Source organism: Chitinophaga fulva (assembly GCF_012927205.1).
In the GTDB taxonomy this organism is placed as follows: Bacteria; Bacteroidota; Bacteroidia; order Chitinophagales; family Chitinophagaceae; genus Chitinophaga; species Chitinophaga fulva.
Map to the genome: position 1 here is coordinate 217249 of NZ_JABBGC010000001.1, position 22110 is coordinate 239358.

Below are 22110 nucleotides of genomic sequence, written 5' to 3' on the forward strand. Positions count from 1 at the left end.
GAATTTAATGTAATGTCGGTCTTTGCAGCATTTTAAATCTCTAAATCAAAAAATTCCAAAATCCGTAAATCCAATAACCCAATGACTAAATACCAAAATCTCTAAATTATGAGGATTGCAATGCTGGGCTCCGGCTTCATCGGGCGCTTTTATGCCGATTCCCTGCAGGGACAACGTAGCAGGGACAAAATCGTAAGTATTTATTCCCGCAGGGAGGAAAGTGCGAAGAAATTCGCAGACGACTACCAGGTAGCACACTGGACGCTGGACATGGAAGAAGCCATTGCCCGTCCGGAGGTAGACGTAGTATGTGTGTCCCTTCCCAACAATCTTCATGAAACAGCCGTTAACCTCTGCTGCAAACATAAAAAAGCCGTGATCTGCACCAAGCCGCTGGGCCGCAATGCCCAGGAAGCCAAAAGGATGCTCGAGGCTGTGGAGAAAGCCGGTATCTTCCATGGTTACCTGGAAGACCTGGTATATACCCCTAAATTCCTGAAAGCGCTGCAAAGCGTGCAGGATGGCGCACTGGGACGTATCTTATGGGCCAAGTCACGCGAAACACATCCCGGCCCCCACAGCGAATGGTTCTGGGATAAAGAGCAGGCCGGCGGCGGCTGTATGCTTGATCTCGGCTGCCACTGCGTGGAAATAGGCCGCAGCTTCATCGGAAAAGACATCAGGCCGGTGGAAGTGATGTGCTGGGCCGATACCCAGGTGAAACCCATCGATGCGGAAGATCATGCCATTGGCCTGGTGAAGTATGAAAACGGTGCCATTGGCCAGTTTGAGGTAAGCTGGACTTTCCGCGGCGGCCTCGATCTGCGTGACGAAGTGATGGGCACAGAAGGAACTATCTGGCTCAACAGCTTCCTGCGTACCGGTTTTGATATGTTCACCACCGGCAAGGGCGCTGATTATGTAGCAGAAAAAGCAGAAAGCAATACCGGCTGGCTGTTTCCCGTAGGTGACGAGCTGAATGAACTGGGTTACAACCATATGTTCACCGACATGTTCAATGCTATGGAATCCGGTAAAGCGCCACGGGAGTCATTCTATGATGGCTATGTGGTAAATGCCATACTGGACGCCGCTTATAAAAGCGCCGCTTCCAAAAAATGGGAGCCGGTGGAACTGGAAATATGGCGGGGCAGAGAAGGCGTAACCAAGGATAAAACACTGCAGGATTACAATGACCAGTATTATCTTGTAAAGGAGGAAATGACGCACTTCGGGGCTAAAAAACTGATCCTGAAAGACAAGAAGACCGGGCAGATTATTGAGCAGACCATTTAGTCATTTAGTTATTGGGTTATTTTATCATTTAATGAACCCCATTAAATGATAAAATAACCAAATAGCTAAATAGTCTTAATGAACAGCGCTCTGCCAAAAGTATGGTTCACCTCCACTTCCGTCAATACCCCGTTGGAATACTTATAGATATTCTTCTTTCCTTCCGGCAGTACCAGTTCGTACTGACCGCTCCCCAGTGGGTGCAGGGGCAGGAATTTCCCCAACGCTTCCGAGAAAATACGGGATACCTGTTTCGGTTCTGAGAAATAAAGATCAGCCACACAATGGGCTATTTCCGTATTGTCGATCACCGAACGGGCACCGTTGAGCATCACCGTATAATCGTTCCCGTTACGGCGCGTTGTCGTTTCCTTGTCCTCTCCTTTTTTCCCGGCCACGCGGGTAGATTTAGCGAGGGTGAGCACGTTATTATCGTACTCATTGAGGATGTCGCTGTTGATCCTGGCCAATAGTGTCTGGATACGGGTTTTAATCGTGATACTCTTGGCAGATCCACTTACTTTACGTTGTGCTTCGATAGTGCCCACTGCATGATTGGCAATCCGGACTTCAAAAGTGGTCGTCTGGGCCTGTACCGGGTGGTAGAATACAGCTACCGTTACAACGCATAACAATACACGAAAAAGGCATTTCATAAATAGGAGACTTAAACCAAAAAATTAACATCGGTGGGGAGGTAGCTGTAATAGTCCCCTTATGAAAGTACAAAAAATCCCTGAAGTTTGACGCCTGGCCGCTCTATTCATACAGCAGGGGCGCAGTGGAGATGATTTCCGCTGCGCCCCTGGCTTATATAACGTATTAATGTATGTTTTCTTATAACATTTCCTTAATGCGGGTAATCAGTTCCCCTTTGGTGATGGGTACACCCATGATTTTATGGTAACCCTGTGCATCGATCAGGTATTGATCACGGATGATTTTGATCAGTTGACCATTGTTGATTTCCGGTATCAGTACTTTATCGTAGCTGTGGAGGATTTCACCCAGGTTTTTAGGGAATGGGCGCATATGGCGGATATGGGCGTGGGCCACCTGATGGCCTTCCGCCAGCAGGTCCAGCACAGCGCTTTTAATGGCGCCGAAGGTAGAGCCCCAGCCGAGTACGAGTACCTTCCCTTTTTCCGGGCCGACTTCAATTTTCTGTGCCGGAATATGATCAGCGATCTTATCTACTTTCTCCTGACGGATTTTCACCATAAGCTGGTGGTTTTCAGGATCGTAGCTAACGTTGCCCGTGATGTTTTGTTTTTCGAGGCCACCAATGCGGTGTTCGAGGCCGGGAGTGCCGGGTACTGCCCAGGGGCGTACCAGGTTTTCGTCGCGGTGGTAAGGCAGGAAGTTTTCCTCTCCTTCTTCGAGTTGTTTTTTGAATTTCACTTCGATGGCCGGGAGGTCAGCGCTTTTCGGGAAACGCCATGGTTCTGCGCCGTTGGCGATGTAACCGTCGCTCAGGAAGATCACCGGTGTCATGTGCTGTACCGAGATCTTGAAAGCTTCAAAGATAGCATCGAAGCAATCCGCCGGTGTGGAAGCAGAGATGATCGGCATCGGGCATTCGCCGTTACGGCCATAATAAGCCTGTAACAGGTCAGATTGTTCCGTTTTGGTAGGCAGACCGGTAGAAGGTCCCCCACGCTGAATATCAATGATCAACAGCGGAATTTCGAGCATTACCGCCAGGCCCATGGCTTCGCCTTTCAGGGCCATACCCGGACCGGAGGTGGTAGTTACGCCCATATGGCCGCCATAGGAGGCGCCGATAGCGGAAGTGATACCGGCAATTTCGTCTTCCGCCTGGAAGGTGCGGATACCGAAGTTCTTGAAGCGGCTCAGTTCATGCAGGATATCAGAAGCCGGTGTGATGGGATAGGTACCCAGGAACATCGGCAAATTGGCTTTTTGAGAGGCAGCCACCAAACCGTAGGCCAGCGCGGTGTTACCGGTAATGCTGCGGTAGGTGCCTGGCTCCATGCGGGCTTTCTCCACGCGGTAGCGGGTGGTGAAGGCTTCTACGGTATCAGCGAAGTTATAACCGGCATGCAGCACTTTCAGGTTGCTGTCAAGGATTTCCGGTTTTTTACCGAATTTCTCTTTGAGGAATGCCTCTGTATTGTCCATGTTACGGTCATACAGCCAGTAGAGGAAGCCCAGCACAAACATGTTTTTGGCGCGGTCTTTCTCTTTCATGCCCAGCGTGGTGTCTTTCAGGGCTTCACGGGTCATCTTGGTGACATCCATGGTATGGAGCTGGTAATTGGCCAGAGAGCCATCTTCCAGCGGATTGATGCCTTCCGGGTAATTGGCCAGCCGGAGGTTTTTGGCGTCGAAACCGTCTGTATTAGCGATGACGATACCTCCTTTTTTGAGGCCTTTCAGGTTGGCCTTCAGTGCGGCGGCGTTCATGGCTACCAGTACGTCGCAGGCATCGCCGGGGGTAAATATCCTGTTCGAAGAAAAATGAAGCTGGAAACCGCTCACGCCTGCCAGGGTACCCTGTGGGGCGCGTATTTCGGCCGGAAAGTCCGGGAACGTGCTCAGGTCATTGCCTATCAGCGCGGTATTATTGGAAAACTGGCTACCTGTCAACTGCATCCCGTCTCCACTGTCGCCTGCAAATTTTATCACTACATCATCCAGTTGTTGAATCGAAGTATTAGACATCTATTATTCTTTTAAGGTATCTTAGTATAAGGTAATCTCTTATAAAGGTGTAAATTTAGGCAATCGGCGGATGTTATTGGCCAAACCTGCGCAAAATCATGTCCATCTACCTACAAAAGTACACAAATCCAGTAGACTATTACCGCCAGAAACGGCCATTCACATTACTTCTTGTTATGGGTGATAACTATAGGTTATTGACCAATAAATGCTAATTTTAATACAAATTCAGTGATAACGGGCGCTGGATGTCAAATCAAATCGTATTTTTATTCCGTTAATAATTTTAAACTATATTTTATGGCATTGTTTCAATCGAACAACCCTGTACTCAAAGAAAGTATTTTCAACAAGGCTGCTCATGCTGACGGCACTACCATGACCATCCGTGGTACGGTTAACAAGATGTCTTTCCTGCTGATCATGCTGATGGCAGCAGCAGTTTTTTCCTACGGTCAATTCTTAAAAGGCAGCTCCAATGTGCTTCCGTTGGTATTCGGCGGCGCTATTGGTGGTTTCATACTGGCACTGGTTATTATTTTCAAGAAAGAGTGGTCCGGTTATCTGGCCCCTGCCTATGCACTGGCAGAAGGTCTTTTCCTCGGTGGCATCTCCGCGATGTTCAATGCAAATTACCAGGGCATTGTATTACAGGCAGTGGGGCTCACTTTCGGTACCTTCATCGCTATGCTGGTATTGTACCGTACCGGTGTGATCCGCGCTACTGAGCGTTTTAAATCCATCGTCATGACCGCTACCCTGGGCATCGGTATCTTTTACCTGATTGCCTTCGTACTGCGTTTATTCCATATCGATATGCCGCTGATCCACAGTAGTGGAACCTTCGGCATTGTGTTCTCCCTGATCGTGGTAGCTATTGCAGCGCTGAACCTGATCCTTGACTTCGATATGATTGAGCAGGGCGCAGCGATGGGCGCACCTAAATATTTCGAGTGGTACGCTTCTTTTGGCCTGTTGGTAACCCTGATATGGCTGTACCTCGAAATCCTCCGTCTGTTGAGCAAATTAAACAGAAGATAAACGATCGTTTTTCATCTTATAGCGAAAGTCTTCCGGTGTACCGGAAGACTTTTTTGTTTTGTTAATGTCTTCCAAAAGATTTGTTAAAGCGATTCGGCCCGCAGTTTTATGGCACCGTGTTTGCAAAACTACCACCAAGTTCTTTACATCAAAAAGCGATAGTGAATATGCTGACACCTTTACTTTAACCATAGAATCTTTATTGTAAAACTGTTAAATCGTGTGCTATGAAAAAATTGAAAGTAACTATGTTGGCGTTGGCTGCAGTAGCGTTTGGAAGCTTTGCTTTCAAGGGAATTGATGGTGGTTCCATCACAGGTAAAGTAACGCCTGGTGATGCTGCTACTGAGGCACTGGCTATCACTGGAACAGATACGTTAAAATCACCTGTTAATGATGGTGCTTTTAACTTTCAAAATGCCAAATCAGGGACCTACACCGTGATCGTAGGTGCGAAAGCTCCTTTTAAACCTGCAACCATTGCAGATGTGAAAGTAGAAAATGGAAAGTCGACTGATTTGGGAGAAATTAAACTGATAAACTAATCAAGAGCAATAGTTGGTTTTCATAGGGGTTAATCAAAAGCCGGTTCCGTACGTCTGTACGGCCGGCTTATTTTTTTTAGGCTCCTTATAGGGGTAATTGTTTCTTCAGCCGTCATTTTTGCATAGGCCCCTAAAAAATGATTTTTATGAAGAAACAAGCTATCATAACCTACACCAGTCTCAGTGTGAGCTGGTTATTACTGATGCTGGCGATCTTTACGCTTATCCTGAGCAGTTGTGCCCGGGACCAGATAGCCGGTTCAGGTCATATCGTTGCGGAAACCCGCAATACCTCTCCTTTTTCAGAAGTGGAAATATCCGGTCCGTTTGAAGTGCATCTCATCCAGGACAGTACGGCTGCCGTAGAGATCAAGGCAGAAGACAATGTTATTTCTGCTATTGAGACCAATACCAGCAACAATACCCTCTTCATCCGGTTGCGAAACCGTGTTAAGCTGTGGCGCCATATGCCGATACAGGTGTATGTACACAGCCGCAATTACCAGCGTATCAATTTTGCAGGTTCCGGTTTCCTGGATAATAAGGATACCTTACGGAGTGCCAGCTTCTCGTACCAGATCGATGGCAGCGGCAATGCGGCATTGGCAATCGCTGTACAGGAGCTGCATGCCCGCATCAATGGTTCGGGCAACCTCGACATTAAGGGTAAAACCATTTCCCTCAATAGTGACATTAACGGCAGCGGTCAGATAGCAGCACTTGACCTCGACACACAGCGGGCTGACATTACCATCAGAGGTTCCGGCGATCACTCTGTGCGGGTACAGGAAGCATTGACAGTAGGCATCTACGGCAGCGGAGACGTAGTGTACGCCGGTAATCCGCAGAAAGTACAAACCGATATTAAGGGATCAGGTAAAGTAAAAAAGATCTGATTCGTATAACCTGCACTGTTATACGGTGGTAACTCGCAGTATATACAAACGGAAGGGTCTCTGCAGCTGTAGCGGAGGCCCTTTTTCATTTAGGGATTTTGATATTTTGGTATTTAGATATTTTGTTTAGGAGGTATCAGTACCTGATTATTGGGGAAACATGCCTCTTCTAAAAGAAATTAGCCATTTGGAAGACCCAAATGGCTAAATATTTAAATCACTAAATGATCAGATAATCAGGCGCCGCCCAGTTTGCATTTCTGCAGTACTTCCCAGGATTTGCCGTTATGACGCAGGAAGTAGAGGTTGTTTACTTTGAAAGTAGCCTCGTATTCCTTGTTTTCATATTCAGGCCATGCCTTGTTGAACTGGTCGTCGTCCAGGTCTTTGAAGGCCACGGTCACGTGAGGAGTGAAGCCGGTGCGGGCCAGCATGGTGCTGAATCCGAATTCCTTACGCAGGAAGTTGATCAGCTGGCGATGCATGGCAGCCATGGTCTCGCTTTTTTCCACGTTGATGAACAGGACGCGGTTTTGTTTGTTCGGGAAGGTACCGAAGTTTTTCAGGGACACTTCGAAAGGAGCCTGCGTTTTAGCGAATTCCGTCAGTTCATCGCAGAAGGCTTTTTCCAGTGCCGGATCGGCTGTAAAAGGTACCTGCAGGGTGATATGCGGCAATACTTTCAATGCGTACATTGGACCGTATTGTTCAGCAAATTCCTGCTTTATTTTGATGATTTCCTTACCTACTTCTGCAGTTGGCAGCAGTGCGATAAAGTATATCTTATTATCAGGTTTGGGTTCGAAACGTCTGTTCTGGCCTCCGGGACGGGGTCTTCCGCCGCCACGATCGTAGCCACCGCCGCCACCGCGATTGTAGCCGCCACCACCGCCACCGCGGTTATAGCCTCCACCACCGCCGCCACGGTCGTAACCACCACCACCGCCACCGCGGTTGTAGCCTCCACCGCCGCCGCCACGGTCGTAGCCGCCACCACCGCCACCGCGGTTATAGCCTCCACCACCGCCGCCGTCGCGATTGTAACCACCGCCGCCACCGCCGCGATTGTAACCACCGCCGCCACCGCCGCGATCGTAACCACCACCGCCACCGCGGTTATAGCCACCACCACCGCCGTCGCGATTGTAGCCTCCACCGCCGCCGCCACGGTCGTATCCACCGCCGCCGCCGTCGCGATTGTAGCCGCCACCGCCGCCGCCACGGTCATATCCACCGCCGCCGCCGTCGCGATTGTAACCACCACCGCCGCCGCCACGGTCATAACCGCCGCCGCCACGATTGTAGCCGCCACCTTCACCGCCGCCTCGGTCATATCCACCGCTGCCACGGTCGTAGCCGCCGCTACCACCTTCACGATTGTAACCACCGCCATCGCGGTTGTAGTCTGTACGGGGGCGATACCCACCCTCGCGATTGTAGTCAGTGCGTGGACGACGTTCTGTGTTGTCGCCACCATTGTAGTCGGGTTTTCCACCCTCCCGCTCATTGTTTAAGTTGGGTCTGTAGTCACCTCTCTCCTTGTTGGGATCATTCTCTTTGTTGGTATCAGAAGAGTAGGGCCTGCGGGGGCGTTCGTTTCTCTCAAAATTCATCTTACTTAATTAAGCGTTTGAAGCAATATTAGCTATGATTTCATAAAAATGAAACACATCCTGATAAGAGTTATACATCGGCGCCGGTGAAACCCTGATGACTCCGGGTTCTCTCCAGTCAACGATTATACCGGCATCCGTCATTTGCTGATGTATCTCTTTTCCTTTTTCCAGGAACAGCAAAGATAGTTGTGCGCCACGTTCATTACAATTTTTAGGTGTAATAATTTCAAAATTAATGCCTTTCAACTGCTGCAGCAAAAACGCCAGGTAATTGGTCAGTCCCTGGCTTTTTTCTCTCAAAGCGCCGATACCGGCTGCTTCAAATAGTTCGAGGGATGCTTTCAGGCTTACCATGTTAAAAACCTGAGCTGTACTTTGTTGCCATCCTTCGGCTTCTTTCTTAGGCACAAACCCTTTTTCCATTTTAAAACGTGCACTCTCTTCGTTGCCCCACCAGCCACCCAAGCGGAGAAATCCGCGGTTGCTGGCATATTTTTCATGCACAAAGGCGCCTCCTACCGCGCCGGGACCTCCGTTCAGGTATTTATACGAACACCAAACGGCAAAATCTACGTCCCAATTGTGCAAAGACACCGGAATATTTCCTGCTACATGCGCCAGATCGAAACCGGCATAAGCACCTGCCTCATGGGCAGCGGCCGTAATAGCGGGTATATCAAAATATTGTCCGGTGTAATAATTAATCCCTCCGAATAAAACTAATGCTAAGCTATCACTTTCCTTGTTAATAATATCTAAAATATCTTCTAATCTTATTAAATGTTCTCCGGCTCTGGGCGAAACCTCTACAATGGCTGTTTCCGGGTCAAAACCATGAAATCTGACCTGTGTCTCCACTGCATATTGATCGCTTGGAAAGGCTCCTGCTTCCATTAACACTTTAAACCGCTGTTTGGTTGGCCGATAAAAACTCAACATCATCAGATGAAGGTTCACCGTGAGTGTATTCATCACCGTTAGCTCCTGCTGGCTCGCCCCCATCATTGCTGTGAGTGGCTTACTGCAATACTGCTGATAATAGAGCCAGGGATTCTTGGCCGCCCAATATCCTTCAACCGCACACTGCTGCCAATCTGCCAATTCCTGTTCTATCGCTGATTTTACATTTTTAGGCTGTAATCCGAGTGAATTGCCACATAAATAAATTGCGTCCTTTCCTTTTCGTTGGGGAAAATAAAACTGCTCCCTGAATTTATTTAATGGATCCTGCCGGTCCTGCTCTTTAGCAAATGCTAAGGTTGCTACGTACTCCATGGTCTTCCAATCTTTTGCCAGTCTTCCTAGTTTTAATGGCTGAGGGTATCTCTCATTGATACCAGTGTCTTTCCTTCGCTAAAATCTATAATCTAATCTAGATAAAACAGGCAATCCTGTATAACTGTTTAAAACAGACTGTTTTCTGTCAAAATTTAACGTCCGATAATCATATGGCATACTAAGACTAAGGCTGTATATAGCTAGTAACGTGAACGCTCTTAGGGTCAAATGTAACAATAGCTATCCAATTGCCCACCATCCTGTTTGTTAAAATTTGTTAACAACAATAAAAATATGGTTTCATCCACAATATACAAAAAAAAATCCGTCCTGAAGAATCAGGACGGAGACTGTTAACCTACAACTGTTACACTGTATTACTAAAAGATGTAATTATCAAGTCTTTAATTCACGGAAACCTCGCCTACTTTGGCGTTTTTCCGGAGAATTTCTTCCTGCTGCTCCTTTTCAGGGGCCGGAAAGAAATTGTAAGGCTTGGCTGACAGATACTTCGGATCATGCAGCTTCTTCACCTCCTCTTTCTTCATAAATATTTTTAATATCAGCACCAGGAAAGGCACATATTTCAACGTCCTGGACAATTTATAACGGTCCAGCACATCGATGGAACGTTTGTTCATGGCATACATCACCGGTACCAGGATGAGGGTCAGGAAGGTCGCAAAAATCAACCCATACACCATCGTCCAGGCCAACGGTCCCCAGAAGGCTACGTTGTCACCTCCGAAGAAAATATGCGGTTTAAACTCACTGAACAGGGTGGCAAAGTCAATATTAAAGCCCACTGCCAGCGGAATCAGCCCCAGAATAGCGGCAATAGCCGTCAGCAATACCGGCGTCATACGGGTTTTGCCCGCCTCCACCACAGCTTCATATACCGGCATGTTCTGCATCACCAGCAGGTCGGTAAACTCCACCAACACAATACCATTACGCACCACAATACCTGCCAGGGCCATAATACCTACCCCGGTCATCACAATGGAAATGTCCATTTTGAAGATGGAGAAGCCCAGGAACACCCCGATAATACTGAACAGGATCTCCATAAAGATGATCAACGGCCGGCCAATAGAGTTGAACTGCGTTACCATGATCATCAGAATCAGCCCAAATGCGCCCAACATCGCCATCAGGAGGAAGTTCATCGTCTCTTTCTGATCTTCCTGCTCACCGGTCATCTTGATTGTCACGGAGTTAGGATGACTGAAATCATGCAGCGCTGTTTCGATATGCTGTACTACCTCATTGGCATTGAAGCCGGTCAACACATTGGAATACAAGGTGATCACACGCTTCTGGTCAATACGTTTGATACCGGCGTAAGTATTGGAGTAATGGATATCTGCTACTGCCGACAACGGCACCTGGCGCACAGCCCCTCCCATGTTCATATCCCGGTATACCAGGTTGAGGTTCATCAGGTTATTGATATTGTTACGCTGATTTTCCTGTAACCGCACCATGATCTTGTATTCGTCTTTGGCATCCCTGATTTTGGACGCTTCAAATCCAAACAAAGCGGTACGCAGGGCACCACCGATCTGGCGGGTGGAAATACCTTCGTTATTAGCCCTTTCCCGGTCTATATTCACTACGATCTCGGGTTTGTTCGCTTCAAAGTCGCTTTTCAGCTCTTCCACCCCATCAACATGCAGGGAATCCAAATAACGTTTAAGCCTAAACGAAGAATTAGTCAGTTCATCAAAGTTATCACCGGTGATTTCGATATTGATCGGTTTACCGGTAGGAGGACCGCCCTGCTCCTGCTCTACGGTGATATTAGTGCCCGGGATACCTTTTACGGCATTGCGGATTTTATCGAGGTACTGTACGGTAGACTGACCGTTACGGGCGCCAAATTCAACGAAAGCCACGGTCACCTTGCCTTTCTGCGGCTGGGTGCTCATGTCCATCTGCGACGGATCACCGGCGCCTTTGGCCACGTTGGAAATAATAGACTCCACAATTGGATTGTTCGGACCCACTACTTTCGTGATGCGGTCTTCCACAATATGGGTAATAGAGTCTGTGTATTTCTGATCGGTACCGTTAGGCAGTTCGATGTAAGTGTAGACAAAGTTGGGATCTGCCTGTGGGAAGAACACCACTTTCGGGTTACGGATACCCGTCAGGATAATGCTGAAAATCAGCAGGGCGAAAGTAGCCACCAGGATCCAGACCGGACGCCAGCCGATGAGGCACCATTTCAGGATTTGTTTGTAACGCTCCTGTACTTTAGGCCAGAAGGTGTTCTGGAAGTGCCGCGCTACGCCGCCCAGCCAGAAACGTTCCAGCGCGATCATCAGATAAGCGAAGATCACAAAGTTGCCCACCCCTACGCTGCCATTAGCATAGCCGATGATGGCTATCACCGCAAATACAGCGGTGAGTATCTGGAACTTACGGTTAAATTTCGGTTTGGCATGCTCCTCACCTTCGTGCCGGTCCATAAAGTCGACCGCAAACACCGGGTTAATGATGTAAGCCACTACCAGTGATGCACCCAGGGTGGTGATCAGCGTCACCGGCAGGTAGAACATAAACTTACCGATCACGCCGGGCCAAAATAACAGCGGTACGAATGGCGCCAACACCGTCAGGGTTCCTGACAATACCGGCAAGAATACCTCTCCCGCCGCTATCTTGGCGGCTCTTACTATACCCAGGTCTTTTCGTTCGTTAAAAATACGGTGCACGTTTTCTATCACCACAATGGCGTCATCCACCACAATACCCAATGCCAGCAGGAAGGAGAACAGCACCATCATATTGAGGGTAAACCCATACATCGGCATCAGCAGGAAGGCGATGAACATAGAGATCGGTACAGACAACGCCACGAAAATAGCGTTTACCGCGCCCATGAAGAACATGAGGATAATGGTCACCAGAATGAAGCCGATAATAATGGTATTGATCAGGTCATGCAGGGTTACGCGGGTGGATTTAGACTGGTCAGCAGTGATGGTCACATGCAGGCCTTTCGGGAAGTAGTTGGCTTCCATGTCTGCCTTGATGGCCTGTATTTTGTCCGACGCATCGATCAGGTTTTTACCGCTTTGTTTGATCACGTTGAGCGTGATCACGTTTTTACCAGCGAGACGGGCGTAGCTTTCCTGCTCGAGGAAACCGTCCACTACGTTGGCGATGTCTTTCAGATAAACGGTAGCGCCGGATTGTCCGCGTACGATGATGTTACCGATCTTAGCCGGGTCTTTGTACTCTCCTTTTACGCTGAGGGTACGTTTCTGGCCGTCCATAGACACCAGGCCGCCGGAGATGGTAATATTTTCACCCTGGATAGCACCGATGATATCATCAAAACCGATCCTGGCGGCATCCATTTTATATTTATCGACATTGATCTGTATCTCCCTTTCCAGTTCACCTACCAGGTCTACACGGGTGATTTCATTCAGTGCCTCGATCCGGTCCTTCATGTCATCTGCATAACGTTTGAGTGTTTGCAGGTCAAAGTCGCCGGAGAGGTTCACGTTCATGATGGGAATCTGGGACACGTCAATTTTCACGATCTGCGGTTCCTGTGTGAGGTCTTTCGGCAGGTCTTTTTTAGCGTCGTCCACTTTTTCCCTTACCTGTTGGCGGGCAGCTTCTATATCTTCATTGGCGTTGAACTCGATGGTGATGGCGGAGAAGTCCTGCATGGAGGTGCTTTTGATCTTCTTTACGCCGGAGATGCCGTTGAGCTGTTTCTCGATAGGCTTTGTCACCAGTGTTTCCATATCTTCCGGGGAAGTACCGGCATAGATGGTATTGATATAAAACTGCGGGAACACCACTTCGGGGAATTGTTCCTTTGGCAGGTTGATATAGGAAAGAATACCCGCCAGCGCAATGATAATGGTGGCCACATAGATGCTCACCTTATTATCAATGGACCAGCTGGTGGGTTTAAATTCTTTATGGAGATTGTCTTGCATAAACTTGTTTTTGGCTGTTAGTGGTCAGCATTACAGTTTGATCAGGTCATTATCATTGAGGCCCTGGTAACCGGTGGTGATGATTTTATCACCAGCTTTTAAGCCGTCTTTGATTTCAGCCTTATCGTTATAGGTGCGTCCCACTTCGATGGTCCTGCGCAGGGAGGCCAGCTGGCCGTTTTTGGATTCCGCCACCATGACGAAGGGTTTACCGGAAGAATACTGGATCAGGTTCACCGGTATTACAACAGCGTTGCTGGTAGCGTAGTCCACAATTTTAATATGGGCGATCATATTAGGACGCAGGGTGTTATCGGGTTTCAGCGGCACTTCTATTTTGATGGTGCGGCTGAGCGGATCGATAGTCCTGGAGGCAAAGGCGATGTTGGTTTTTATTTCGCGGTTAATATCCGGGAAAGCGATGACTACGCGGTCGCCGCTTTTGAGGAGACCAGCATAAGCTTCTGCCACGTTGGCCGTCACTTTCAGGTTATTGGCGTTTACCACGCGGAAGGTAGGATTACCGGGTGCTGCGTTGTCGCCTACTTTAGCGATCACCGCATCTACGGTGCCGCTGATGGGGGCAATGATGCGGGTCTGGGACAGTTGGTCCTGCAGGGTGGCCATTTTCCTTTCCAGTGCTTCCTTCTGGTTTTTAGCGTTGAGGTACTGCACTTCAGAACCTATTTTCTGTGACCAGAGATTTTTCTGTTTTTCGAAGAGTATATTAGCGAGGTCCATCTGGGTACGCAGTTCGGCCATACTGGCTTTCAGCACCTGATCATCTACCTGGGCCAGTGTCTGGCCTTTGCTTACCTGCTGGCCTTCGCGTACGAAGATAGCGGTGATCACCCCCATGGCGCGGGCGGACACGTTAACATTTTCGCGGGCGTCTACGCTGCCCTGTACATCGATATAGTGTTCAAATACGGTGTCTCTTACCTCAGACACGGTAACATCTTTCTTTCTGGCTACAGTATCTTTTTTACCCACTTCTTTCTCGAGGGCAGCGATTTTAGAATCGATGGCAGCCCTTTCCTGTTTCAGTTTTTCCAGTTGTTGGGTTTTGTTGCCACCGCCGCCGCAGGCAGCTATTACTATGGCGAGCACCGGGACTGTGAAAAGATATCTTTTATTCATATAGCTAGTAGTGATAGGTGATTGAAAATGTTTTGCACTATAGTTTGCCATAAGCTTTCAGCAGGTCTATCCTTGCTACGATAGCGTTGTACAGTGCGGTGAAATAATTGTTCTGGGCGGTGAGCAGGTCATTTTCGGCTGTCGTCATTTCCAGGCTGGAACCCACGCCTTCGCGGTATTTGATCTGAGTGGTATTATGTACATCTTCCGCGAGTTGCATGTTTTTTTCCTGCGCTTGCAGGCTCAGCACGTTGTTGCGGAAAGTGGAAGCAGATTGTTCTCTTTCCAGATCGATGCCCAGCTTGGCATTTTCGATGGCCACTTCACTTTTCTTCACGTTCAACAGGGCCTGGTCTACTTGTCTTCTGCGTTGCATACCGCTGAAAATGGGCACAGAGAGGTTAAGACCGGTATTGAGGTAACCGTACCACATCTGGGTCTTAAGGTAGTCGAACTTATCACTGCCGCGGAGGGCACCTGTAGCGGCGAACAGTTGCAGGCTAGGCAAGCCTTTCATCTTGTATCTTTTCAGATCGTATTCGTTGGCTTTCTTTTGTGTTTCGAGCAACTGGTATTCGATACGTTGGGAGTAGTCGAATTTGTCCATATCGGGAATGCTTTCAGCGATTCTTTCGGTGGACAGGGTATCTGTGAGCACTACCACCTGTTTCAGCGGCATGCCCATCTGGTATTTGAGCGCAGCCACGCCTATTTCAACGAGGTTGCGGAGTTTGGTTTGTTCTGTCTGAAGGTTGGTGTATTGCACTACGAGGCGGTCTACATCCAGTTTTTCCACCAGGCCGTTTTTATTAATTTCTTTGGTATCGTTGAGGAGCTTTTCCAGGGTGGTGATGTTGTTTGTCAGGATAGACAATGCTTTCCGGGCAGACAGTACATTATAATAGGCTTTGTATACGTTGGCTTTCACATCAATCTGTGATTTGGCCACATTTTTAGAGACCAGGTCTTCCAGTGTTTTACGGGCTTGCAGGGCCACCAGTACGCTGGGATCGAAGAGGGTCTGCGTGAGCCTTACTTCGCCCATGGCATTGTGTGGCAACTGGAAAGAGACCACAGCAAAGGAATCTTTGGGCGCTGACGGGTTGAAGTTGCCCAGGCTGAACATCTGTTTCTGGACGATCGGGTTGTACTGATATTGGCCGGTACCGGTGATGTTTGGCAAAGCTAATCCGCTGACCTCTCTATTTTTGGCCAGCTGGATCAGTTCATCCAGTTTAGCCGTTTTTACGGCTGCCTGGTTAACCAAGGCGTAGTCCACTGCTTCCCGGGCCGACAGGCGGACAGGCTCCTGGGAGATGGTCTGGGCGCCGGCGCTGATGGCCGCTGCGAGCAGTCCCACCATGGAAGCCATGCCGGTGAGCCTTCTGATACGTTGCATAGTGTTATATGTTTTGCGATAGTTGTTTGTACTTTTCGATAAGCTTATACCCTTTAGCAGAGGCTACTCCGTACAGAAAATTTTCCAGCAGCACTTTTTGTACCCTGGTCATATCGGAGCTACCCGGAAATGCTTCGGGCTGAAAGCTGAGCATACATCCGTAAACGCGGTATTGAGTCAGTGTTCTGATGTCGAGGTCCGGCCGGTAGAGTCCTTCATTGATCCCACGTTCCAGGTTTTCGCGGATAGTGTTGGTCAATGAGTTGTTCTGATAGTTCAAAAACACCTGATAAGCTTTAGCATGGAACTTTTGCAGGTCGAGCAGGACGACCGGGTTCATATTACGCATGCGGCGGTCCAGCATGTCCATGACGAGGAACAGTTCTTCGATGGCGTCGGCTGATTTTTCGCGGTCTGTCAGACATTCTGTTTCCACGATGCTGATAAAACGGGTAATCGCCTGTGTTACCAGGTCGTCTTTATCCATGAAGTGGGCATAGAGGGTCTTTTTGGAGATGCCCATTTTCTCAGCGATGTCATCCATGGTGATAGACCTGGTGCCATATTGTCGAAACAGGCCAAAAGCCGTGTCCATGATACGTTCCTGCGGTTCCATAAGAGTGCTTTAACAGGCTTTATGATGCGAAGACAAAACTATGGAAACTTTTTAAACTTCCAAAGTTTCCAGTAATTATTTTTTATATGTGGCAACACCGAACTGTGATGGTCATGATGATTACTGATTCGCCTGATAGGCGGAGATATCGGAGCAACCGGGCAATTGGAAGAAAACAGGAAGCCGGAGAAACTGAAGGAAGTGGAAAAACCCTTGATAGTAGCGCGGCGGCAGGCCTCCGGCAATCTTCACAGACAGACAATGTAGTGAACAGGTAATCTTCCGCTTATTTGTCTAATTTTGTGCCTTCATTCCTTTTACCATGTCGCCAAAACTCAAATTAAAAGTGTTTGCGTCCCGTTTATTGCGGTATTTCTTCCAGGGCCTGTTGATACTGGCCCCTATCGGGATCACTGCACTGACCTTATATTGGGCGTTTGTTACTATTGACAATCTTATTCCGAAGGAGATCATTCCGGAGGACACCTCTTTCAACTTTCTAAAATACAAGGGCGTAGGGTTTGCGCTGGTATTGATACTGGTAGTAGTGGTGGGATACCTGAGTTCTTCTTTTATTATCGGGCGGATTTTTGATCTGTTTGATCATTTGCTGGAGCGCACTCCTTTCATCAAATACATTTACACTTCCATCAAGGACGTATTTGACGCATTTGTCGGAGAAAAGAAGAAGTTCGATCATCCTGTGCTGGTACAGGTTTACGGCCTGGATGTGTGGGAGATGGGATTTATTACCCAGACAGATGTGAGCAGCCTGGGCATGGAAGGTTATATGGCCGTATATGTGCCGCATGCCTATGCCATTACCGGTAAAGTTTTTATTGTACCGAAAGAGCGGATAAAACCGCTGGAAAACATTTCTGCCGGCGAGGCCATGAAATTTGCCGTAAGCGGCGGCGTTACGAACATTTAGTCATTCGGGTATTTTGAAATTTAGTTATTAAATTCCTTCGAAAGCTTTGGCTGGCTTGAATTAAATAGCTAAATTTTCAAAATATCCAAATCTCTAAATTGTTTGTTATGTTAACCCATATCCTGAAACAGCGATTCGCTGTAAGTTTCACTATTGTATTATTGTTTTGCGCCGAATCTGCCAGTGGCTGGGGTTTCTTTGCCCATGAGCGGATCAACCGGCTGGCGGTATTTTGTTTGCCTCCCGAGATGCTGGTGTTGTATAAGCCGCACCTGGAGTATCTGCGTGTGCACGCCACCGATCCGGACAAACGCCGGTATGTAGTGGCGGCCGAGGCGCCGCGGCATTACCTGGACATTGACGTGCTGGACCAGCCGCCTTACCGGCAGATCCCGCGCAGCTGGCAGGAAGCCCTGGCGCGGTATGGCGCCGACTCGTTGCAGCGCAACGGGATATTGCCGTGGCATCTTGAGAAGATGATGTTGATGCTCACCAAGGCTTTTCGTGAGCGGGACCAGCAGCGTATACTGCAGTTATCAGCCGAAGCGGGGCATTACGTAGCCGATGCGCATGTACCTTTGCATGCGTGTTCCAATCACAACGGGCAGTTCACCGGTCAGACCGGCATCCATGGGCTATGGGAATCGCGTATCCCTGAACTGCTGGCAGATGCGGAATTTGACTATTGGGCCGGCAAAGCGCATTACATTACCGACTGGCGGGCTTTTGTCTGGCAGATTGTTACCAGTAGCGGCCTTGCAGCAGACACCGTGTTAAAAAAAGAAAAGTGGTTAAGTGAACAGACGCCCCCGGCGCAGCGTTATGCATATGAGATCAGGAACGGTGTGTTAACGAGGACTTACGCTGAAGGTTATACGAAAGCATATCATCAGCTATTGAATGGTATGACAGAGCGGCGAATGAAACAAGCCATTGCAGCGGTGGCGGCCTGCTGGTATACCGCCTGGGTAAATGCAGGACAGCCTTCCTTGCAGGAGCTTCATCACACAAACCTTACGGAGAGCGAGTTACAGGAGTTTGAACAGCTGCAACAACGATGGACAGAGGGACGCATGCTGGGAAGAACAGAATAAACGGGCAAAATATTTAGGCTAATACAGAATAATTGGAAAAGAAATTTTATCTTTGTTCCTACCGTCTTTTAACCTATCCTACACCACGCGCCTTACAGGTTTTAAAACACCCGTGCCGTTTTTTTTCCGTTTCCTTAGAAAAACCAAAACAAAGTGGAAAGATCAAAAAATGAATTTAATCTAGATCGTAACATGAAGGTGCATAATTTTAACGCAGGTCCTTCTGTATTGCCCAACGAGGTATTATACAAAGCCAGTAAAGCCCTGATAGACTTTGAGGGATCAGGGATGTCCATACTGGAAATAGGCCACAGAACGGAGCCGTTTGTAGCGGTGATGGAAGAGGCGCGTAACCTGGTTAGGGAACTGATGCAGCTTGATGATGACTTCGAGGTGCTGTATTTACATGGCGGTGCCACCACGCAATTTATGCAGGTACCTATGAATCTGCTGGAAAGCAGTGAGACAGCCGCTTATGTAGACACCGGCGTATGGTCCAACAAGGCCATCAAAGAAGCGAAATTGTTTGGCTTCGTAGATGTAGTAGCCAGCTCCAAAGACAGTAACTACAACCACATTCCCAAACAGTTCAACATCCCCCCACAGGCCAGCTACCTGCACATTACCACTAACAATACCATCTATGGTACACAGTGGCATATGACCCCGGTAACAGACGTACCCCTGATCGCGGATATGAGCAGTGATATTATGAGTCGCTCCATGGACTTCAACAAGTACTCGCTGATTTATGCCGGTGTTCAGAAGAACATGGGCGCAGCCGGTGCCACCATGGTAGCCATCCGTAAAAGCATGCTCGGTAAAGTAACCCGTAAAATCCCTGCTATACTGGACTACAAAAACCATATAGACAACGGGTCCATGCTGAACACCCCTCCCGTATTTGCGGTATATATCTCCATGCTCACCCTTCGCTGGTTGAAAGAGCAGGGCGGTATACCAGCCATCGAAAAAATCAACCAGAAAAAGGCAGCCCTGCTGTATGATGAAATTGACCACAATCCGCTGTTCCGCGGTACGGTGGCCAAAGAAGACCGCAGCCTGATGAACGCCTGCTTCATCATGGACAAGCCTGAGATGGAAGATGAATTCCTGAAATTCTGTAAGAAAGAAGATATCGTTGGTATTAAAGGTCACCGCCTCTCCGGTGGTTTCCGGGTATCCATGTATAATGCCCTGCCCTACGAAAGCGTAGAAGTAATGGTGGAAGCCATGAAATACTTCTCCCTGAAAAAAGCTTAAGCCACCACGGCTATTACGAAATAGGAATAACGATGATTTAACTGAACAATCACTTCAGTTTGATCATCGTTATTCGCATTTCGTAATTATTATTATTACTTTTACCCTCATCTACATTTTTATCATGGCTATTATCAGACCTTTCAAAGGATTAAGGCCCAAAGAAGAACTGGCGGCACAAGTAGCTGCAAGGCCTTATGACGTACTCAGTTCGGACGAAGCTAAAGCTGCCGCTGCCGGTAATCCACATTCGTATTATCATGTTTCAAAATCTGAAATAGATCTGCCGGAAGGGATAGATACCCACAGCCAGCAGGTATACGATAAAGCAGCAGAAAACCTGCAACACCTGGTAAAAGAAGGTGTACTGTTCCAGGAAGCACAACCTGCCTATTACATCTACAAACTGGTGATGAACGGCCGTTCCCAGACAGGCCTCGTATGCGCCTCTTCTGTAGACGACTACAACAAAGGCATTATCAAAAAACATGAGTTCACACGCCCGGACAAAGAACTGGACCGTATCAACCATATTAAAACCACGCTGGCCCAGACAGGCAACGTTTTCCTCGCATATAACGACGTGCCGGAAGTAAACGCCCTGATAGACCACTGGCAAAACAACAACAAACCGACATACGACTTCACGGCCGATGACGGTATCCAGCATACCATCTGGGTGATCAACACCCCGGCTGCCGTGCAGGAAATCACCACCCTGTTTGCTGAAAAGGTGCCCTGCACCTATATCGCCGACGGGCACCACCGCGCTGCTTCTGCCAGCCTGGTACAGAAAGAATTCCAGGAAAAAGGCACCATCACTTCAGTGGAAAATCCGGTGAACTATTTCCTGACCACCATCTTCCCCGCCAGCCAGCTGGCCATCCTGGACTATAACCGCCTGGTAAAAGACCTCAATGGCTTAAGCAAAGCTGAACTGCTGTCCCGTCTCGACTACGACTTTACTGTGGAAGAAATCGGTCACCAGCCGCAACAACCGTCCATGCTGCATGAATTCAGTATGTACCTGGAAGGCGCCTGGTACCGCCTGGTAGCCAAAGAAGGCACCTACACCACCGATCCAATCGGTATCCTGGACGTGACTATCCTGTCCAACAACATCCTGGACAAACACCTTGGCATCAAAGACCAGCGCACTGATAAACGCATCGACTTCGTAGGTGGTATCCGTGGCTTACAGGAACTGGTAAAACGCGTAGACAGCGGTGAAATGAAAGTAGCTTTCGCCCTGTACCCGGTTACTATTCAGCAACTGTTCGATATTGCCGACAGCGGCAATGTAATGCCTCCGAAAAGCACCTGGTTTGAGCCGAAGTTGCGCGATGGCCTCATTACGCATGTGATTTAATCAACATATTCTCAATATCCCCACTCCCCTGGCCTCACCGTCAGGGGAGTTTGTTTTCACCCTGATACCTATGTCTTCCACCTCCTCCCCTGACACCATTTTTGATGATCCTGTTTTTGAAGAACAGCAGCCCCAAACCTATCCCAGCCTGAAGCAGCTCTGGTTGCTATTTCCAGTTATCCTTGGACTGTTGGTGATCGTTATGATCTGTCTCGGTATCTATGTGGGCGTAACTCATGGCAAGGCCGATTCTGCAAATTACCTGGTAGGGCCCCTATCCGCCCTGGTATACCTGTTATTGGCTGTTTTTGTCTACGGCCAGAAGAAAAAACAGGAGCCGGATTTTACGTTTTCCTTCCGGATGCCATCATTGCCTGTTATGCTACTCCCTATCGCGATTATGCCGGCGCTGACCATCGCGTTTATCGGGGTTGGCACATGGTTTCACGTCGACATCTGGGCCACACTCATGAAAGACCGGTCAGGGTATTACCCGGACAATATCTTTATAGCAAATGGTTGTGGTCTTGTCTATATTTTTTCAGAGCATCTGCTTCACCGGGGCATCTTACTCGATGGGTTGTTAAAACGGTATCGTCCTTCCGTAGCCATCCTTAACAGCACCCTGTTTATGGGCCTGTTGTATATGCTCCCGATTATAGTGTGTTTTTACTTACTGGTGAACCTGTTGTATAACTGGATGTATCATCATACGCGTTCCGTGTTGCCTGGCATCTGGGCCGGCATCCTGCATGGTATTTTTTTCTATGTGTCGATGAACAGCCCGTGGCAAAAGTTGATAGCGGAGGGGAACGTTCTCCTCACCTCCTCAGCGCTGGTTGTGCTGGTTATCTCCCTGCTGCTGCTTCAAAGGGTGTTAACTAAAACAAATAAATCAATTATATAATATAAATTTTCCTGTGCCTATTTATTTCTGCCGGAGATTGATCAGCGGGACATTACCCCATTTTCCTTA

At 48.3% G+C, this 22110-nt stretch carries 17 protein-coding genes; 9 read left to right on the plus strand and 8 right to left on the minus strand.

Annotation, left to right across the window (positions count from 1 at the left end):
* The first annotated feature begins 108 nt into the window (after positions 1-108).
* Positions 109-1296 carry a Gfo/Idh/MocA family protein gene (locus HHL17_RS00945; protein ID WP_206155883.1) on the plus strand — a complete coding sequence of 396 codons (1188 nt, stop codon included), beginning with the start codon at positions 109-111 and terminating at the stop codon, positions 1294-1296.
* A 65-nt stretch (positions 1297-1361) separates the two neighbouring features.
* Here HHL17_RS00945 and HHL17_RS00950 read toward each other — a convergent pair whose 3' ends face one another.
* Entirely contained in the window at positions 1362-1952 is a 591-nt protein-coding gene (locus HHL17_RS00950; RefSeq protein WP_169222944.1) for a DUF6134 family protein, read from the minus strand.
* 181 nt (positions 1953-2133) lie between these two features.
* A complete protein-coding gene (locus HHL17_RS00955) occupies positions 2134-3981 on the minus strand; it encodes a 2-oxoacid:acceptor oxidoreductase subunit alpha (protein WP_169222945.1) in 1848 nt (615 codons plus the stop codon).
* A gap of 300 nt (positions 3982-4281) precedes the next feature.
* Between HHL17_RS00955 and HHL17_RS00960 the strand changes: the two genes are divergently transcribed.
* From HHL17_RS00960 to HHL17_RS00970, 3 genes are all read left to right on the plus strand, one after another.
* Positions 4282-5022: a Bax inhibitor-1/YccA family protein gene (locus tag HHL17_RS00960; RefSeq protein WP_169222946.1), complete on the plus strand. Its 741-nt coding sequence runs from the start codon at positions 4282-4284 to the stop codon at positions 5020-5022.
* Positions 5023-5249: 227 nt separating this feature from the next.
* Complete coding sequence (locus tag HHL17_RS00965) at positions 5250-5567, plus strand: peptidase associated/transthyretin-like domain-containing protein (RefSeq protein WP_169222947.1); 318 nt, start codon at positions 5250-5252, stop codon at positions 5565-5567.
* 146 nt (positions 5568-5713) lie between these two features.
* Complete coding sequence (locus tag HHL17_RS00970; protein ID WP_169222948.1) at positions 5714-6463, plus strand: head GIN domain-containing protein; 750 nt, start codon at positions 5714-5716, stop codon at positions 6461-6463.
* Between the two features lie 236 nt (positions 6464-6699).
* On the opposite strand, the gene HHL17_RS33520 is transcribed toward HHL17_RS00970, so the two are convergent.
* The 6 genes from HHL17_RS33520 to HHL17_RS01000 form a co-directional block, all read right to left on the minus strand.
* The gene (locus HHL17_RS33520; RefSeq protein ID WP_240975065.1) at positions 6700-8076 is read right to left on the minus strand and encodes a 2'-5' RNA ligase family protein; all 1377 of its coding nucleotides are present in this window, start codon (positions 8074-8076) and stop codon (positions 6700-6702) included.
* Positions 8077-8085: 9 nt separating this feature from the next.
* Positions 8086-9354, minus strand: a complete 1269-nt coding sequence (gene kynU, locus HHL17_RS00980) for a kynureninase (RefSeq protein WP_169222949.1) — start codon at positions 9352-9354, stop codon at positions 8086-8088.
* Positions 9355-9761: 407 nt separating this feature from the next.
* Complete coding sequence (locus HHL17_RS00985) at positions 9762-13322, minus strand: efflux RND transporter permease subunit (protein WP_169222950.1); 3561 nt, start codon at positions 13320-13322, stop codon at positions 9762-9764.
* 30 nt (positions 13323-13352) lie between these two features.
* On the minus strand, positions 13353-14462 hold the full coding sequence (locus HHL17_RS00990; RefSeq protein ID WP_169222951.1) for an efflux RND transporter periplasmic adaptor subunit: 1110 nt from the start codon (positions 14460-14462) through the stop codon (positions 13353-13355).
* 37 nt (positions 14463-14499) lie between these two features.
* Positions 14500-15861 (minus strand): TolC family protein, encoded by a 1362-nt coding sequence (locus tag HHL17_RS00995; protein WP_169222952.1) that lies wholly within the window; start codon positions 15859-15861, stop codon positions 14500-14502.
* Between the two features lie 4 nt (positions 15862-15865).
* A complete protein-coding gene (locus HHL17_RS01000) occupies positions 15866-16477 on the minus strand; it encodes a TetR/AcrR family transcriptional regulator (protein WP_169222953.1) in 612 nt (203 codons plus the stop codon).
* A gap of 322 nt (positions 16478-16799) precedes the next feature.
* Here HHL17_RS01000 and HHL17_RS01005 point away from each other — a divergent pair, with 322 nt between their 5' ends.
* The 5 genes from HHL17_RS01005 to HHL17_RS01025 all read left to right on the plus strand — a co-directional run bounded on the left by HHL17_RS01005 (position 16800) and on the right by HHL17_RS01025 (position 22041).
* Positions 16800-17408 carry a DUF502 domain-containing protein gene (locus HHL17_RS01005; RefSeq protein ID WP_169222954.1) on the plus strand — a complete coding sequence of 203 codons (609 nt, stop codon included), beginning with the start codon at positions 16800-16802 and terminating at the stop codon, positions 17406-17408.
* A gap of 107 nt (positions 17409-17515) precedes the next feature.
* A complete protein-coding gene (locus tag HHL17_RS01010; RefSeq protein ID WP_240975066.1) occupies positions 17516-18502 on the plus strand; it encodes a zinc dependent phospholipase C family protein in 987 nt (328 codons plus the stop codon).
* A 192-nt stretch (positions 18503-18694) separates the two neighbouring features.
* Positions 18695-19765, plus strand: a complete 1071-nt coding sequence (serC, locus tag HHL17_RS01015) for a 3-phosphoserine/phosphohydroxythreonine transaminase (RefSeq protein WP_169222955.1) — start codon at positions 18695-18697, stop codon at positions 19763-19765.
* Positions 19766-19889: 124 nt separating this feature from the next.
* On the plus strand, positions 19890-21134 hold the full coding sequence (locus tag HHL17_RS01020) for a DUF1015 domain-containing protein (protein WP_169222956.1): 1245 nt from the start codon (positions 19890-19892) through the stop codon (positions 21132-21134).
* Between the two features lie 70 nt (positions 21135-21204).
* Positions 21205-22041 (plus strand): CPBP family intramembrane glutamic endopeptidase, encoded by an 837-nt coding sequence (locus HHL17_RS01025; RefSeq protein ID WP_169222957.1) that lies wholly within the window; start codon positions 21205-21207, stop codon positions 22039-22041.
* The last annotated feature ends 69 nt before the right edge of the window (positions 22042-22110 follow it).

What these genes read in the sequence shown, in the direction of transcription:
- HHL17_RS00945 (WP_206155883.1), top strand. Translation starts at nt 109, where the DNA reads ATGAGGATTGCAATGCTGGGCTCCGGCTTCATCGGGCGCTTTTATGCC.
- HHL17_RS00950 (WP_169222944.1), bottom strand. Translation starts at nt 1,952, where the DNA reads ATGAAATGCCTTTTTCGTGTATTGTTATGCGTTGTAACGGTAGCTGTA.
- HHL17_RS00955 (WP_169222945.1), bottom strand. Translation starts at nt 3,981, where the DNA reads ATGTCTAATACTTCGATTCAACAACTGGATGATGTAGTGATAAAATTT.
- HHL17_RS00960 (WP_169222946.1), top strand. Translation starts at nt 4,282, where the DNA reads ATGGCATTGTTTCAATCGAACAACCCTGTACTCAAAGAAAGTATTTTC.
- HHL17_RS00965 (WP_169222947.1), top strand. Translation starts at nt 5,250, where the DNA reads ATGAAAAAATTGAAAGTAACTATGTTGGCGTTGGCTGCAGTAGCGTTT.
- HHL17_RS00970 (WP_169222948.1), top strand. Translation starts at nt 5,714, where the DNA reads ATGAAGAAACAAGCTATCATAACCTACACCAGTCTCAGTGTGAGCTGG.
- HHL17_RS33520 (WP_240975065.1), bottom strand. Translation starts at nt 8,076, where the DNA reads ATGAATTTTGAGAGAAACGAACGCCCCCGCAGGCCCTACTCTTCTGAT.
- kynU (WP_169222949.1), bottom strand. Translation starts at nt 9,354, where the DNA reads ATGGAGTACGTAGCAACCTTAGCATTTGCTAAAGAGCAGGACCGGCAG.
- HHL17_RS00985 (WP_169222950.1), bottom strand. Translation starts at nt 13,322, where the DNA reads ATGCAAGACAATCTCCATAAAGAATTTAAACCCACCAGCTGGTCCATT.
- HHL17_RS00990 (WP_169222951.1), bottom strand. Translation starts at nt 14,462, where the DNA reads ATGAATAAAAGATATCTTTTCACAGTCCCGGTGCTCGCCATAGTAATA.
- HHL17_RS00995 (WP_169222952.1), bottom strand. Translation starts at nt 15,861, where the DNA reads ATGCAACGTATCAGAAGGCTCACCGGCATGGCTTCCATGGTGGGACTG.
- HHL17_RS01000 (WP_169222953.1), bottom strand. Translation starts at nt 16,477, where the DNA reads ATGGAACCGCAGGAACGTATCATGGACACGGCTTTTGGCCTGTTTCGA.
- HHL17_RS01005 (WP_169222954.1), top strand. Translation starts at nt 16,800, where the DNA reads ATGTCGCCAAAACTCAAATTAAAAGTGTTTGCGTCCCGTTTATTGCGG.
- HHL17_RS01010 (WP_240975066.1), top strand. Translation starts at nt 17,516, where the DNA reads ATGTTAACCCATATCCTGAAACAGCGATTCGCTGTAAGTTTCACTATT.
- serC (WP_169222955.1), top strand. Translation starts at nt 18,695, where the DNA reads ATGAAGGTGCATAATTTTAACGCAGGTCCTTCTGTATTGCCCAACGAG.
- HHL17_RS01020 (WP_169222956.1), top strand. Translation starts at nt 19,890, where the DNA reads ATGGCTATTATCAGACCTTTCAAAGGATTAAGGCCCAAAGAAGAACTG.
- HHL17_RS01025 (WP_169222957.1), top strand. Translation starts at nt 21,205, where the DNA reads ATGTCTTCCACCTCCTCCCCTGACACCATTTTTGATGATCCTGTTTTT.